The 14,395-nt window shown below is 33.5% G+C and carries 14 protein-coding genes and 1 riboswitch; of the genes, 10 read left to right on the top strand and 4 right to left on the bottom strand.

Going from position 1 to position 14,395, the window contains the following annotated elements:
- Positions 1-22: 22 nt before the first annotated feature.
- Complete coding sequence (locus tag WFZ86_RS00245) at positions 23-661, top strand: polysaccharide deacetylase family protein (RefSeq protein ID WP_342690080.1); 639 nt, start codon at positions 23-25, stop codon at positions 659-661.
- A gap of 63 nt (positions 662-724) precedes the next feature.
- On the opposite strand, the gene WFZ86_RS00240 is transcribed toward WFZ86_RS00245, so the two are convergent.
- Together WFZ86_RS00240 and WFZ86_RS00235 are read right to left on the bottom strand one after the other, a co-directional pair.
- The gene (locus WFZ86_RS00240; protein ID WP_342690079.1) at positions 725-1,021 is read right to left on the bottom strand and encodes a thioredoxin family protein; all 297 of its coding nucleotides are present in this window, start codon (positions 1,019-1,021) and stop codon (positions 725-727) included.
- A 71-nt stretch (positions 1,022-1,092) separates the two neighbouring features.
- Positions 1,093-2,328 carry a metallophosphoesterase gene (locus tag WFZ86_RS00235; protein ID WP_342690078.1) on the bottom strand — a complete coding sequence of 412 codons (1,236 nt, stop codon included), beginning with the start codon at positions 2,326-2,328 and terminating at the stop codon, positions 1,093-1,095.
- A gap of 228 nt (positions 2,329-2,556) precedes the next feature.
- On the opposite strand from WFZ86_RS00235, the gene polA reads away from it, so the two are divergent.
- Positions 2,557-5,418 (top strand): DNA polymerase I, encoded by a 2,862-nt coding sequence (polA, locus tag WFZ86_RS00230; RefSeq protein WP_342690077.1) that lies wholly within the window; start codon positions 2,557-2,559, stop codon positions 5,416-5,418.
- A gap of 58 nt (positions 5,419-5,476) precedes the next feature.
- Here polA and WFZ86_RS00225 read toward each other — a convergent pair whose 3' ends face one another.
- On the bottom strand, positions 5,477-6,502 hold the full coding sequence (locus tag WFZ86_RS00225) for a LacI family DNA-binding transcriptional regulator (RefSeq protein WP_342690076.1): 1,026 nt from the start codon (positions 6,500-6,502) through the stop codon (positions 5,477-5,479).
- Positions 6,503-6,828: 326 nt separating this feature from the next.
- Here WFZ86_RS00225 and rplM point away from each other — a divergent pair, with 326 nt between their 5' ends.
- The 4 genes from rplM (at position 6,829) to tsf (ending at position 9,555) form a co-directional block, all read left to right on the top strand.
- Positions 6,829-7,284 (top strand): 50S ribosomal protein L13, encoded by a 456-nt coding sequence (gene rplM / locus WFZ86_RS00220; protein WP_342690075.1) that lies wholly within the window; start codon positions 6,829-6,831, stop codon positions 7,282-7,284.
- Positions 7,284-7,670: a 30S ribosomal protein S9 gene (rpsI, locus tag WFZ86_RS00215; RefSeq protein WP_024980376.1), complete on the top strand. Its 387-nt coding sequence runs from the start codon at positions 7,284-7,286 to the stop codon at positions 7,668-7,670. Before rplM ends, rpsI begins: the two co-directional genes overlap by 1 nt.
- Positions 7,671-7,842: 172 nt before the next feature.
- A complete protein-coding gene (gene rpsB, locus WFZ86_RS00210) occupies positions 7,843-8,604 on the top strand; it encodes a 30S ribosomal protein S2 (RefSeq protein ID WP_342690074.1) in 762 nt (253 codons plus the stop codon).
- Between the two features lie 126 nt (positions 8,605-8,730).
- On the top strand, positions 8,731-9,555 hold the full coding sequence (gene tsf, locus WFZ86_RS00205; protein WP_342690073.1) for a translation elongation factor Ts: 825 nt from the start codon (positions 8,731-8,733) through the stop codon (positions 9,553-9,555).
- A 486-nt stretch (positions 9,556-10,041) separates the two neighbouring features.
- Here tsf and WFZ86_RS00200 read toward each other — a convergent pair whose 3' ends face one another.
- Positions 10,042-11,283 carry an MFS transporter gene (locus WFZ86_RS00200; RefSeq protein WP_342690072.1) on the bottom strand — a complete coding sequence of 414 codons (1,242 nt, stop codon included), beginning with the start codon at positions 11,281-11,283 and terminating at the stop codon, positions 10,042-10,044.
- A 205-nt stretch (positions 11,284-11,488) separates the two neighbouring features.
- On the opposite strand from WFZ86_RS00200, the gene WFZ86_RS00195 reads away from it, so the two are divergent.
- The 4 genes from WFZ86_RS00195 (at position 11,489) to thiS (ending at position 14,361) form a co-directional block, all read left to right on the top strand.
- Entirely contained in the window at positions 11,489-12,547 is a 1,059-nt protein-coding gene (locus tag WFZ86_RS00195; RefSeq protein ID WP_342690071.1) for a Ppx/GppA phosphatase family protein, read from the top strand.
- 127 nt (positions 12,548-12,674) lie between these two features.
- Positions 12,675-13,334 (top strand): queuosine precursor transporter, encoded by a 660-nt coding sequence (locus WFZ86_RS00190; protein WP_342690070.1) that lies wholly within the window; start codon positions 12,675-12,677, stop codon positions 13,332-13,334.
- A complete protein-coding gene (locus WFZ86_RS00185; RefSeq protein ID WP_342690069.1) occupies positions 13,331-13,900 on the top strand; it encodes a DNA-3-methyladenine glycosylase I in 570 nt (189 codons plus the stop codon). Before WFZ86_RS00190 ends, WFZ86_RS00185 begins: the two co-directional genes overlap by 4 nt.
- Positions 13,901-13,992: 92 nt before the next feature.
- Positions 13,993-14,088: riboswitch (TPP riboswitch) on the top strand.
- Positions 14,089-14,154: 66 nt separating this feature from the next.
- Positions 14,155-14,361, top strand: coding sequence for a sulfur carrier protein ThiS (gene thiS, locus WFZ86_RS00180; RefSeq protein ID WP_342690068.1), 207 nt, complete (start codon positions 14,155-14,157; stop codon positions 14,359-14,361).
- The last annotated feature ends 34 nt before the right edge of the window (positions 14,362-14,395 follow it).

The raw sequence follows: 14,395 nt of genomic DNA, 5'->3' as shown, positions 1-14,395 counted from the left end.
TTTAAATTGAAAAAAAGAAAGTATGTCATTCTATTGGATTAAAACTAACTCACTCATCAAAAAGTGCTTTTCCAATTATATTTGGGATGTCCCCAATAAAAACAATTGTATTTATTTAACTTTTGATGATGGCCCCACACCCGAAGTAACAGATTGGGTACTCAAACTATTAAAGAAAGAAAACATCAAAGCTACATTTTTCTGCATTGGTAAAAACATTCTAGCTGAACCTGAACTTTTTAGACAAATAATTGCAGAAGAACATGCTATAGGCAATCACACCAACGACCACTACAATGGCTGGAAAAATACAACTGAAATTTATTTAAAAAACACCAAAAAATGTGATGCTATTATTACCACAAACACAGGTAAGCAGCCACACCTCTTTCGCCCACCCTATGGAAAAATTAAAAGAGGGCAAGCAAAAAAAATTAAGGAATTAGGGTATAAAATTATTATGTGGGATGTACTTAGTGGTGATTTCGACACACAAATCACACCTGAAAAATGCCTAAACAATGTAACTTCGTCTGTACAATCAGGAAGTATTATTGTTTTTCACGACAGCTTAAAAGCTTCCAAAAATCTGAAATATTCACTTCCAAAAGCGATACTATACTTAAAACAAAACGGATTTACATTTGAAATCTTAACGTAATGATTCCAAATACAAACCTGATAAATTTTATGAAATAAGATTAAAGAAGATTGATATCAAAAACTATATTTGTTCTTGTACCAAACCTATAATTGTATTAGCATCTAATTCTCCAGATTGCCTCCACATCATTACGCCACCTTTGTAAATCATCAAAGTAGGCAATCCTTTAATTCGTAAAACTTCGGCTAATTCTTGATTTTTATCAACATCAATTCGAATAACCTTCGCCTTGTCGCCAAGTGCAGCAGCCACATCTTTTATAACTGGATGCATCGAAACTGAAGATTCGTTCCAATCTGTGTAGAAATCAATTAACACAGGAACTTGAGCATTTATAAGTTCTCCAAATTTTGACATAAAACCAAAATATTTAATTTATAATACTTTTTATACAGATATTACAATGCAAATATAGCATTTTTAACTAATTATGCTTGATTTTCTCCTTTTTTTAGTTTTATGACAGTTATTTCTGGCATAATACCAACTCTTCCTGGATAAGCATGAAATCCAAAACCACGATTAACATAAACATATCTGCCTAAATTTTCATATAATCCAGCCCACTGCTTATAAACGTATTGTGCTAAACTCCATTTGAAATAGCCTGGAATTTCGATTCCGAACTGCATGCCATGGGTATGTCCAGAAAGGGTAAGATGAAAATGTTTGTCATCATTTTTCACTACATGTTCCCAATGGCTTGGATCGTGACTCATTAAGATTTTAAAATCATCTTTGGATAACCCCGCAGCCGCTTTGTTCAAATCCCCAGCTTGTTTGAAGTTTTGTCCCCAATTTTCTACCCCAACTAACGCTATTTTTTGTCCGTCTTTTTCAATAAAAGTATGCTCATTCAGTAAAAGAGTAAATCCTATTTGCCCATACAATTGCTTTATGGCTTCAAAATTCTCTGCTTTTTCTTCTTTTGTTTTCCAAGAAACATACTCGCCATAATCATGATTCCCAAGTACTGCATATTTTCCGAATACATGTTTATCTATTTTATTAAAAGTTTCTAACCAAGGATGCATCTCTTTGGCATGTGTGTTTACTATATCTCCCGTAAATAAAATCAAATCGGTTTTTTGCTCATTAATCAAATCAATAGCATAACCGATTTTCTCAGGATTATCAAAACTTCCACTGTGCACATCGGATATTTGAGTAATCGTAAATCCATCAAAAGCATCGGGTAAATCAGGAAAAAAAATAGCTTGTTTGATCACTTTAAAATTATACTTCCCTTCAAAAATGCCATATATCAAAGACAAAAAAGGGATTGCCGCTAAACCTAATCCCACTTGACTAACAAATTTTCTCCGAGAAGGCAAAAAGGCAGATTCGTTATTATTATCCACAAAATGATTAATCACACCTATTAAAATTCGAAACACGTCTTCTCCTAACAAGATAAGAGTAATCAAAATCTTTGGCACATAAACCAACAACATCAATCCCATAATACGAAGACTAGATTGTGTTTGTCCTACTGAACGATCAAATTGAGTAAATCCGTAAACAATATATAGGAGTAAAACAATACTAAGTACAGCATATGCCCATAAAAAAGTCTTGTTCTTTATTATTGTTTTGAAAGCCTGAAAAGCATAGGTTTCGATAAGCGCCAAAACCAATAAAAAAACTAAAAAGCGAAAAATCATATTACTTAAATTTAGCACAAATTAACAAAGAAAGTAGACGCTATAAATAGCCTAACCTAATTTTTAACTTATGTTTTAGAAAAAACCAACATACAACTTCTTCATTATTTAATTTCCAAGCTATAGAAGTAATTATTTTGAGCAAAAGCAGTAGTTTGAAGATATGCAATGAACAAAATCAAATTGCTTTGTTTATTTTTACCCTTTCAAATTTTAGATACAAAATACATGTCTACTCAAAAACGACTTTTCCTTTTAGATGCCTACGCACTAATTTTTCGTGGCTACTATGCTTTTATCAAAAACCCTAGAATCAACTCCAAAGGAATGGATACCTCGGCCATTATGGGATTTATGAACTCTTTGATGGATGTTATCCGAAGAGAAAAACCCGATCACTTGGCAGTAGCATTTGACAAAGGTGGTAGTGATTATCGTTATGAAATGTATCAAGAATATAAAGCCCATCGTGACGAAACGCCCGAAGCAATAAAAATTGCAGTTCCCTACATTCAGGAATTGTTAAAGGCAATGCATATTCCAATTATAGAAAAAGCAGGTTTTGAAGCCGATGACCTTATTGGAACTTTAGCCAAACAAGCTGAAAAAGAAGGTTATCAAGTTTTTATGGTTACACCTGATAAGGATTTTGCACAATTGGTCTCAGAAAATATTTTCATGTACAAACCTGCCCGAATGGGGAATGACATTGAAATTTGGGGAATCCCAGAGGTCTTAGCTAAATTTGAAATTGAAAGACCCGAACAAGTAATTGACTTTTTGGGAATGATGGGTGACTCTGCAGATAACATTCCTGGACTACCAGGAGTTGGAGAAAAAACAGCTAAGAAATTCTTGGCCGAATATGGCACCTTAGAAAACTTGTTGGCCAATACGCATCAACTTAAAGGGGCGATGAAAGAAAAAATTGAAGCCAATAAAGAATTAGGTATTTTATCCAAAAAACTAGCCACTATCCTACTCGATTGTCCTGTTACTTTTGACGCACAAGACTATGAATTATCCAAACCTGATGTAGAAAAAACAGATGCTTTGTTTCAAGAATTGGAATTTCGTCAAATGAAAACACAATTCGACAAACTTTTTGGAACAGGAAAAGAATATGACGAAATAGATGGCAATGAAAATGGAAACGAAACGAATCCAATCTCTTCAAAAAAGACGGCATCAAAAAAGACTCCTGAAAACCAAATGGATTTGTTTGGATTCTCTGATGATGATAATAGCAATGAAAATGAATTAAATAAGTTTTACCAAACACTCGAAGATACTCCACATTTTTACCAAATCATTCAAGGAGATTTTCCTGTAAAATTATTGCTTCAAAATTTATTACAACAAATTTCCGTATGTTTTGACACGGAAACTACAGGAATCGATGCTTTGAATGCCGAACTAGTTGGCTTATCTTTTTCATGGGAAAAAGGCAAGGGATTTTACGTTCCTTTTCCTGAAAACCAAGAAGAAGCTCAAGAATTGATAGAAAAATTCATCCCTTTTTTCGAAAATGAAACCATTGAGAAGATTGGTCAAAATATGAAATATGATTTGAAAATTTTATCCAATTATAACATTCAAGTTAAAGGAAAACTGTTTGATACCATGATTGCACATTATTTGATCAATCCTGATATGCGACACAATATGGATATTTTATCTGAAACCTATCTAAAATACAGTCCAAAATCTATCGAAACCTTAATTGGCAAAAAAGGAAAAAACCAATTATCAATGCGTCAAGTAGAATTGGAAGCGATTAAAGAATATGCCACCGAAGATGCTGACATCACTTTTCAATTGGCAGCCCATTTTCAGCCTATTTTAGAAAAAGTGGGAACCAAAAAGTTGTTTGATGACATCGAAATTCCTTTGGTACAAGTATTGGCCGATATGGAAAAAGAAGGTATCAATTTGGATGTCGATTTCCTGAAAAAAATGTCGATTGACATGCAAAAAGAAATCGATGCCTTTGAACAACAAATTTATGAAACTGCAGGTGAGAAATTCAATTTGGCTTCTCCTAAACAATTAGGCGATATATTATTCGACAAGCTCAAAATTGGCGGAACGAAACAAAAGAAAACAAAAACAGGACAATATGCTACTGGTGAAGAAGTTTTATCTTATTTAGCCAATGAACACCAAATTGTTCGTGATATACTCGAATGGCGTCAAATGGTAAAACTGCAAAGTACTTACATTGATGCCTTACCCAATCAGGTAGACAAAAAAACTGGAAGAGTACATACCGATTATATGCAAACGGTTGCCGCAACTGGTCGTTTGAGTTCTAATAATCCTAATCTACAAAACATTCCTATTCGTACCGAAAGAGGACGACAAATCAGAAAAGCATTTATCGCACGTGATAAAAATTACACGCTACTTTCTGCGGATTATTCTCAGATAGAATTGCGTATTATAGCCGCTTTGTGTGGGGAAGAAAATATGATCAAAGCTTTTCAAAATAAAGAAGACATTCATAAAAGTACGGCTGCCAAAGTATTTAATGTTCCTTTAGAAGAAGTAACCAAAGAACAGCGTAGTCATGCAAAAACAGTCAACTTCGGAATTATCTATGGTGTATCGGCTTTTGGATTAAGCAATCAAACCAATTTGTCTAGAAAAGAAAGTGCAGATTTGATCGAAGCCTATTACAAAACCTATCCAAGATTAAAATCATTCATACAAGAACAAGTTGATTTTGCCAGAGAAAATGGCTATGTAGAAACCATTTCAGGCAGAAGACGTTATTTGAAAGACATCAATTCCGCCAACGCCATTGTCCGTGGAGGAGCAGAACGAAACGCTGTCAATGCACCAATCCAAGGATCCGCTGCCGATATCATCAAAATTGCTATGATCAATATTCATAAAAAACTTACTGATGAAAATTGGCAATCCAAAATGTTATTGCAAGTTCATGACGAATTGGTGTTTGATGTTCACCACTCTGAACTCGAAAAGATACAACCTATGATCAAACACGAAATGGAGAATGCCTTCAAAATGGCAGTCCCACTAGATATTGAAATCGGATTAGGGAAAAATTGGCTGGAAGCTCATTAGAATAAAAAAAGGCTCGCAACAAAATAGTTACGAGCCTTTTTTCTATGATTTTAAGAGATTAATTTAATCGAGTAGATTCTCTTTCTTTCAATTTGGTTTTAATTACTTTGGTTTGATAAGGCAAATGCTCTTCTTTAGATTCTAGACGATCAATTAATAATTGAGCGGCTACTTCACCAATTTCAACACCATGCTGACTTACGGTTGTCAAACTCGGAGACAAACGTCTTGAAGCTAGAATCCCATCAGCAAAGCCAATAATCGACAACTCTTCAGGAATTCGCAAGCCTTTCTTCAAACCAAACTTCAAAGCAGCAACAGAATCATCTTCGGCTAATGCAAAAACACCATCAATAGTATTATTGGCATATATCGCTTCTACTTTTTCATTAAGTCCTTCACTAGAATCGGTTCTCAAGATGATATTCTCATTAATAGGTAAATTGTTGTTTTTTAATGCTTGTAAATACCCTTCTAAACGCAATTTACCAATGCTCAAATTATCAATAGTAGAAATAAGAGCGATATTTTTACACCCAGAATCAATTAAATACTGAGTAGAATCCAAAGCCGAATCAAAATCATCTACAATAACTTTATCACAATCCAATTCGTCTGTGGTTCTATCAAACAGAACTATTGGAGTTCCCTCGCTTATAATTTCTTTAAAATGATTGTATTCATGCTGTTTTTGAGCTTCTTCAGAAATAGACAAAACAAAACCATCAATAGTTCCGTTACTTAGCATTCCTAAGGTGTGTGCTTCTTTCTCCAACGATTCATTAGAAATACACATAATAACGTTATAACCATTTTCGTCAGCAACTTTCTCAATACCACTAAAGACTTTAGCAAAAAAAGAATTCAAAATATTAGGAATAATAACGCCAATTGTTTTTGTCTTTCTATTTTTAAGATTCAAACCAATAACATTTGGTTTGTAATTTTTCAACTTTGCGTATTCTTTAATTTTTATCTTGGTTTGTTCGCTTATCTCGGGGCTATCATTAAGCGCTTTTGACACGGTAGAAACTGAAACATTCAGTTCTTTGGCAATCTGTTTTAGGGTAGCTTTAGCTTTCATATGATAGAAATGTAATTGGAAATTTAAAGAAAAAAATACAATTTTAAATTATATTCATTAAACGAGCGAAGATAACGATATTTTTTGTTTTTTATATATTCAATCCACCAGATTTTTCACAAAAAAAAGAAATTCAAGGGTTTATATTTCAACAGGTAGGATAATAAAAAACAATATACCTAATTAGACAAAAAAGAATATACAATTGATAATCAAGATAGAAACCCATGAAAAATAATCATTTAAGCTATTTGTATTTAAAATAATTAATTGTACTTTTGCAACCCCTTTATTGGGGATGGAATGTTTAATTAAAAATTATTATTGTGAACGCATTAAGCTACAAGACAATTTCAGCAACAAAAGCCAATTCTACAAAAGAATGGATTGTTGTAGATGCTGACGGTCATAACTTAGGACGTCTTGCTTCTAAAGTCGCTATGATTTTGAGAGGAAAGTACAAGCCAAGTTATACACCACACGTGGACTGTGGAGATAACGTAATCGTTATTAACGCAGAAAAAATTAACCTTACAGGAAACAAAATGGATGACAAAATTTACATGCGTCATACCGGTTACCCAGGAGGACAAAGAACTTTAACTGCTAAAGTTTTACAAGCTAAAAACCCAGCGTTATTAGTGGAAAAAGCAGTAAAAGGAATGTTACCTAAGAACAAATTAGGAGCAGAACTTTTCAGAAATTTAAATGTTGTTGTAGGATCAGAGCACAAACAAGGCGCTCAAAAACCTAGAACTGTTAACCTAAACGATCTTAAGTAATGGGAGTTATTCACAAAATCGGTAGAAGAAAAACCGCTGTTGCACGTGTTTATGTTTCAGAAGGAACAGGAGTAATCACTGTAAACAAAAAAGAATTCGCAACTTACTTCCCAACTGCTACTCTACAGTACAAAGTAATGCAACCAATGTCTATGACAGAAAATGCATCAAACTTTGACGTAAAAGTAAACGTTTATGGAGGTGGTGTAACTGGTCAAGCAGAAGCTGTAAGAATGGCAATCGCTCGCGCAATGTGTGAAGTAAATGCTGAAAACAGAGGCGTATTGAAACCAGAAGGTTTATTAACAAGAGACCCAAGAATGGTTGAACGTAAGAAATTCGGTCAGAAGAAAGCTCGTAAGAGATTCCAATTCTCTAAACGTTAATATTACCTGTCTTGTGCAGCACGTACAAGACTTCGTTTATTTATTGAATTTAAAAACAATGTTGTTGTTGTCTCGATGCGTCGAGAAATTAGTTTAGCATCTAAATGTAAGTAGCCGATTTATCGCCATTCGTACATTGCTATAATCAACAGAACGTAAACTAGTACAAAAAATGTCAAACAAAGTAGAAGTAAAAGAATTACTAGAAGCAGGTGTTCATTTTGGACACATGACTAGAAAATGGGATCCAAACATGGCTCCTTATATTTATATGGAGCGTAATGGAATCCACATTATCAATCTATATAAAACTGCAGCAAAAATTGAAGAGGCTAATGAAGCATTGAAAAAAATCGCTGCATCAGGTAGAAAAATATTATTTGTTGCTACCAAAAAACAAGCTAAAGACATCGTAGCTGAAAAAGCAAAAGCTGCAAACATGCCTTACATCACTGAAAGATGGCCTGGTGGAATGTTAACAAACTTTGTTACTATCCGTAAAGCTGTTAAAAAAATGTCTTCTATCGACAAGATGAAAAAAGACGGAACTTTTAACACACTTTCTAAAAAAGAGCGTTTGCAAGTAGATCGTCTTCGTGCTAAATTAGAGAAAAACTTAGGTTCAATCGCAGATATGTCAAGATTACCTGCAGCATTGTTCGTAGTAGACATCAAAGCGGAACACATCGCAATAAAAGAAGCTCAAAAATTAAACATTCCAGTTTTTGCAATGGTTGATACTAACTCTGATCCACGTGAAGTAGATTATGTTATCCCTGCAAATGATGATGCTTCTAAATCAATTGACAAAATTTTATCTTTAGTTACTACTGCTGTAATCGAAGGCCTTTCTGATAGAGGTGCTGAGAAAGAAGTTGAAGCTGCTCCTGCTACCGAAGAAGTAGCTACTGAAGCTCCAGCAACTGAAGAATAGATCAAATTTTAAATTCCAAAACTTAAATTCCAAAATCCAAAATCAGAAAATTAACTTTCTGATAAAGTTGGAATTTGGGATTTGAGAATTGGAATTTTTACTTTTAACATTTAAATACAAAATATTATGGCAACAATTACTGCTGCAGACGTAAATAAATTAAGAACAATCACAGGCGCAGGTATGATGGACTGCAAAAAAGCCTTGGTTGAAGCAGAAGGAGATTTTGATTTAGCTATCGAAAACTTACGCAAAAAAGGACAAAAAGTAGCAGCTAACCGTTCTGATAGAGAATCTACAGAAGGCGCTGTTATCGCTGTTGTAAATACTGACAAAACTGCTGGAGTTGTAGTTTCATTAAACTGTGAGACTGACTTCGTAGGCAAAAACGAATCTTTCGTGAAATTGGCTCAGGATTTAGCTGCTTTAGCTTTAAATTTCAATACTAAAGAAGAATTATTAGCTGCTGATTACAACGGAATTACTGTTGCTGAAAAATTAATCGAGCAAACAGGAGTAATTGGAGAAAAAATCGAAATTGGTGCTTTCGAAAGATTAGAAGGTGCTTTTATCGGTTCTTACATCCACGCTGGTAACAAAATTGCTACTTTAACTGCTTTATCTAAAAATACTGAAGGCGCTGACGAAGTTGCTAAAAACATTTCTATGCAAGCTGCTGCAATGGCACCTATCGCTCTTAACGAAGAAGGTGTTGATGCTGAAACTATCGCTAAAGAAATTGAAATAGCAAAAGACTTATTACGTCAAGAAGGCAAGCCAGAAGCTATGTTAGACAATATTGCTAAAGGTAAATTAGCTCGTTTCTTTAAAGACAACACTTTAGTAAACCAAGATTATATTAAAGATAACAAATTAAGCGTTGCTGCTTATGCTAAATCTTTAGACAAAGATCTTATCGTAACTGGTTTCAAAAGAGCTGCTTTAGGATAATAAAATATCGATTTTACTTCTTGTACAATCAAACAAAAGTCCCAACTTGAAGTTGGGACTTTTTTTATTCCATAGACACCAATTCTTGTTGTTGTTTATTACAAATATCAAAATTTCAAATTATTTCTCGCCTGGTTTTGCCGGAATTTACCCAATTTAATTAGGGCCTGCTGAAAAACTAACTTAACGCAAATTAGTGTCAATTTTCACCCAAAATCCCTCAACTTTAGTAGTTTTTGAAAGGTTTTAATTCATTTATAGCCTTTAAAATGAGCTTTAAAAATATAAATTGCAAAAATTGAATTATATAGCGCAAGGTTTTTGAGGATGATTGTGCAAAAATCTTGCACCTAATAATAAAATTCAACTTCTCAACTACTGCTTTTTATGAGGTTTTGAGTTTTTCAGCAGACCCGAATTACACAAAAAAAAACAGCAGAAATATTTAATCGCTGCTGCTTTTTCTATTTTTATTTATAAATAAACTTATTCTCTGTCATCGTTTTCTACAGGAATCATGTTTGCTCTACTCAATTCTTCCTTCTCCACCATTGCAAACAATTTAAACACTAATAAAGAGCCTACAATACCAAGAATTGACATAAAAATCCAATTGGTTTCATATCCAGAATTTTGGATAATTTCCATCCCTGTTTTGGCACTCATAATATGAGCAAAACTATAACTCATTGTGAAAGCTGCCATATATTTACCTTCTCTTTGCTCATAAGATCTTTCCATAGCAAATGAGTTAGCAAATGGAAAAGTTAACATAACACCACAAGTCATGAAAAGCATCATAGGAATCAACATACCTTCCGATGGATACAATAAAAACAAAAAGCTTGTAGCCATTAATACTAAACCAATAAAAATAACCCTATGATTATTAATTTTATTTCTACTAACATAATTCACAATAGGAAGCTCAAAAAGCAAGATCAACAAGCCATTTAAACTCAATAACAACCCACTGTCAAATTCAGACATATTGAACTGCTCTTTGTGGTACAATGGCAATGTTGTAAATATTTGGAAAAATAAAATCCCTGTAATCAAGCATATTACTAAATGCAACATAAAAGGCTTATCTTTCATTACCGAAATATTTTTTGGTAATGCTTTATCTGCAGCAGTTCTTATAGGCAATTGCTTTTCTTTTACAAAAATAACAAAAACAATAATAGCCAAGATACAAGTAGCACCATCCGCATAAAAGATATACTCATATCCTGATTGCATAATAATCAATCCTCCCAAAACAGGACCAAAAAGAAACCCTAAATTTACCGCCGCACGAGTTAAAGAATAAGCACTAGCTCTATTTTCTTTTGTAGTAAATGTTTTTAAACAAACCAACATAGCTGGTCTAAACATATCAGCTATAGTCGTAAGGACAAGAATTCCAACACAAAGCTCTTCGAAAGTGGTAGCATAATGTAACAAAATAAACACTACGCCACTGGCAAAAAGACTAAAAACCATGACTTTATAAAAGCCAATTTTATCAGACAGCTTACCACTTAACCAAGTTCCTACGATAGAACCTATTCCAAAGAAAACCATTACCCAACCAATTTGGCTATAAGTAAAATGCAAATTTTCTTTCATGTACTTTGACAGAAAAGGGATAACCATGGTTCCCGCTCTGTTGATAAATGTAATTAAAGTCAAAATCCAAACTTCTCTTGGAAAATCTTTAAAATTGTCGAGGTATTTTTTTATCATAACTAATCATTTTTGGGGCGAAAAATATTTTTATAAAAGCAAAAATAGATTTTTTTTTGACCATGACAACAAAGAAATGTTAAATTATACACGATACCTTCAAAAAAAAAATTTTTCTTATTTTTAATAAATAAAAATTAAAAAAAATCGTAAAATTTTCAATTTTTAATATAAATTTGCAGTTCAACCCCAAACCAAAAATAACATGAAAGAAAAATTTTACTTTATTGTTGCTCTACTCTTGTTTTCCTTTTCTTCATATTCTCAACTTTATGGAGGTATAGAAGTTGGAAGTAAGGGAGTTAAAATGACTGTTCTTCAAGTTGAAAATCTTAAAAAAAACGCTTATGATGTTAAAGAGTTTTGGACAGAAAACGTTGGTATAGCAACAGGAATATCTATTGATGGTACTCTGTTTAAAGAAGATATCGAAAGAGCAGTAGCAGTCGTTCTATTGAACTATAACAAAATGCTAACAGAATACAAAATTGAAGATAAAAACATCTTCATAGTAGCTTCATCTGGTGTTGGTTTAGCTACAAATACTAGTGAACTTACAGACAAAATCAAAGCTCTTACCAAAAAGAATGTAGAGGTAATTTCTTCTTCTTTGGAAGCTAAGCTTTTGCTTAAAGGATGTATTCCTCCGAAAAACTATTTAACTTCTGCGATTGTTGATATTGGAGGTGGTAATACCAAAGGGGGGTACGCAAAAGAAATTAATGCATCTGGGGTATTCTTTCCTATATCTGCTGATATCGGAACCGTAACATTAACAGAGTTGATCAATAAAAAATGTAAACAAAAAACAGTTTTCGAGTTTAACGAAGAAATGTTTAATTACTTACCTACATTACGTGAAACTTTCACAAAAATGTATACCAACAGACCAGAATCACAACAAAAAAACAACATTTATATCTCTGGTGGAGCTGCTTGGGCTATGTTTACTTTACTAAATGGTACTGTAGCAGAAGAAAACTTTACTCCAGTAACTTATGATGATATTTTAACTATCAAAGCTATTGCTGAAAACAACTACCAACGTTTTGTTTTGGATGCAGAAAATAATGCTGAAAAGAAAAAAGTTTTAAAAACATACCAACAAAAAAACTTAATTGCTGCATTTAACCTTTTGGAAACCTGTCTAGAAGTAATTCCAGATATGAAAAAGAAAAAGATTTATTTTGCAAAACAAGGTCAAATTGCTTGGTTAGTGAGTTATGTCTTCGATAATGCTAGAGGAGTAAAACAGATTTACTAAAAAAGTATTTAATCAATTTATAAAATCCCATACGTAAAACGTATGGGATTTTTTATTTAACAACTGTTCGTATTCTAAAACAGAAACCAAATCAAAATAAAATGTTATTTTTGAGAAATTCGAAACTATGTTTAGAACCCGTAAAGATTTTGTTTTTATCATTCTTGCTGGTATTTTTATCACCAATGCAGTTACCGCAGAATTAATTGGAGGTAAATTAATCCAAATTGGCCCTTTTGTGATGAGTATTGGGATATTGCCCTGGCCTGTGGTATTCTTGACCACCGATTTAATCAATGAATATTTTGGTGAGAAAGGCGTTCGTAAACTTTCCTTTATCACGGCCTGTCTTATCGCTTATTCGTTTCTCATCCTATTACTTGCTATGAGTATTCCAGCTGCAAAAGGTATTAGTCCCGTTAACGACGATCAATTTCAAGCCGTTTTTGGACAAAGTATGTGGATTATTGTAGGAAGTATCATTGCTTTTCTAGTATCACAACTCATCGATGTTACTGTGTTCTGGTTTTTTAAAAACCGAACGGGAGATACTAAGATTTGGCTTAGAACTACAGGCTCAACTCTAGTTTCACAACTGTTTGATTCCTTTATAGTTTTAGGAATTGCTTTTTGGCTTCCTGGAAAAATCAACTTTGAGACCTTTTTAAGTTCTGCATTAACAGGCTATACCTTTAAACTTTCTATTGCTATACTCCTCACTCCAGTAATTTATGCGGGACACCATTTGATTAAAAAGTTTTTATCAAAAGATACAGATACGCTATGAAAATTATAGATGAAAAAAATCGCTGTGGCTGGTGTAATTCTAGTGCACTATACCAAAACTACCACGATGAAGAATGGGGCAAACCTGTATATGACGATGCTACTTTATTTGAATTTCTACTATTAGAAACCTTTCAAGCAGGCCTGAGTTGGATTACCATCCTAAACAAAAGAGAAAATTTCTACAATGCATTTGATGCTTTTGATTATAAAAAAATCGCCCAGTATTCTGATGATAAAATTCAAAATTTATTACAAGATGCGGGCATCATTCGCAACAAACTCAAAGTCTATTCCGCTGTAACCAACGCACAAAATTTCATTAAAATCCAAGAAGAATTTGGAAGCTTTTCGCAATACATTTGGGCCTTTGTGAACCATACACCTATTGATAATTATCCTAAAACCTTGAAAGACGTTCCAGCTACTTCGCCGATTTCGGATGCGATAAGTAAGGATTTAAAAAAACGAGGATTTAAATTTGTCGGTTCCACAGTAATCTATGCGCATATGCAAGCCACTGGCATGGTCAATGACCATGTTGAAAATTGTTGGACTAGGAATTAAGCTTCGGCATTCTCTTTTTGTGAAATTCAACAATTAAACCTACAAACTTTAAACTTTAAACAAAAAGTATAAACTAAAATCTTTATATTTGCTTCACACTTTAGGGGTGTCTACAACTGTAGGCTGAGATTTTACCCTCTGAACCTGATCTAGTTCATACTAGCGTAGGGAAAAGTAAGATGACTTCCTTGTACCATAATTGGGTACAATCGTAGCCATTCCTAAAGTATACCTATATACTAAATTCAAAAGGAATGGAACTAAAAATCAACAATCAAACAAAACAATTCGATGCCGAAAGCCTGACGGTTCAAGCGCTGATTGACTTGGAAATTCCAGAAAACCAAAACGGAATTGCCCTAGCCATCAACCATACCGTCATTCCAAAATCCAATTGGAATACTCATCTCATCAAAGCAACCGACGAAATTCTCATCATCACAGCCACTCAAGGCGGATGATTTGGGCGTGACCCCATTTGCAAAAGGCGCTATT

Source organism: Flavobacterium polysaccharolyticum (assembly GCF_038739875.1).
GTDB lineage: Bacteria > Bacteroidota > Bacteroidia > Flavobacteriales > Flavobacteriaceae > Flavobacterium > Flavobacterium polysaccharolyticum.
The sequence above is the reverse complement of the archived record's forward strand: the minus strand, read 5'-3'. Positions and strand labels throughout refer to the sequence as shown.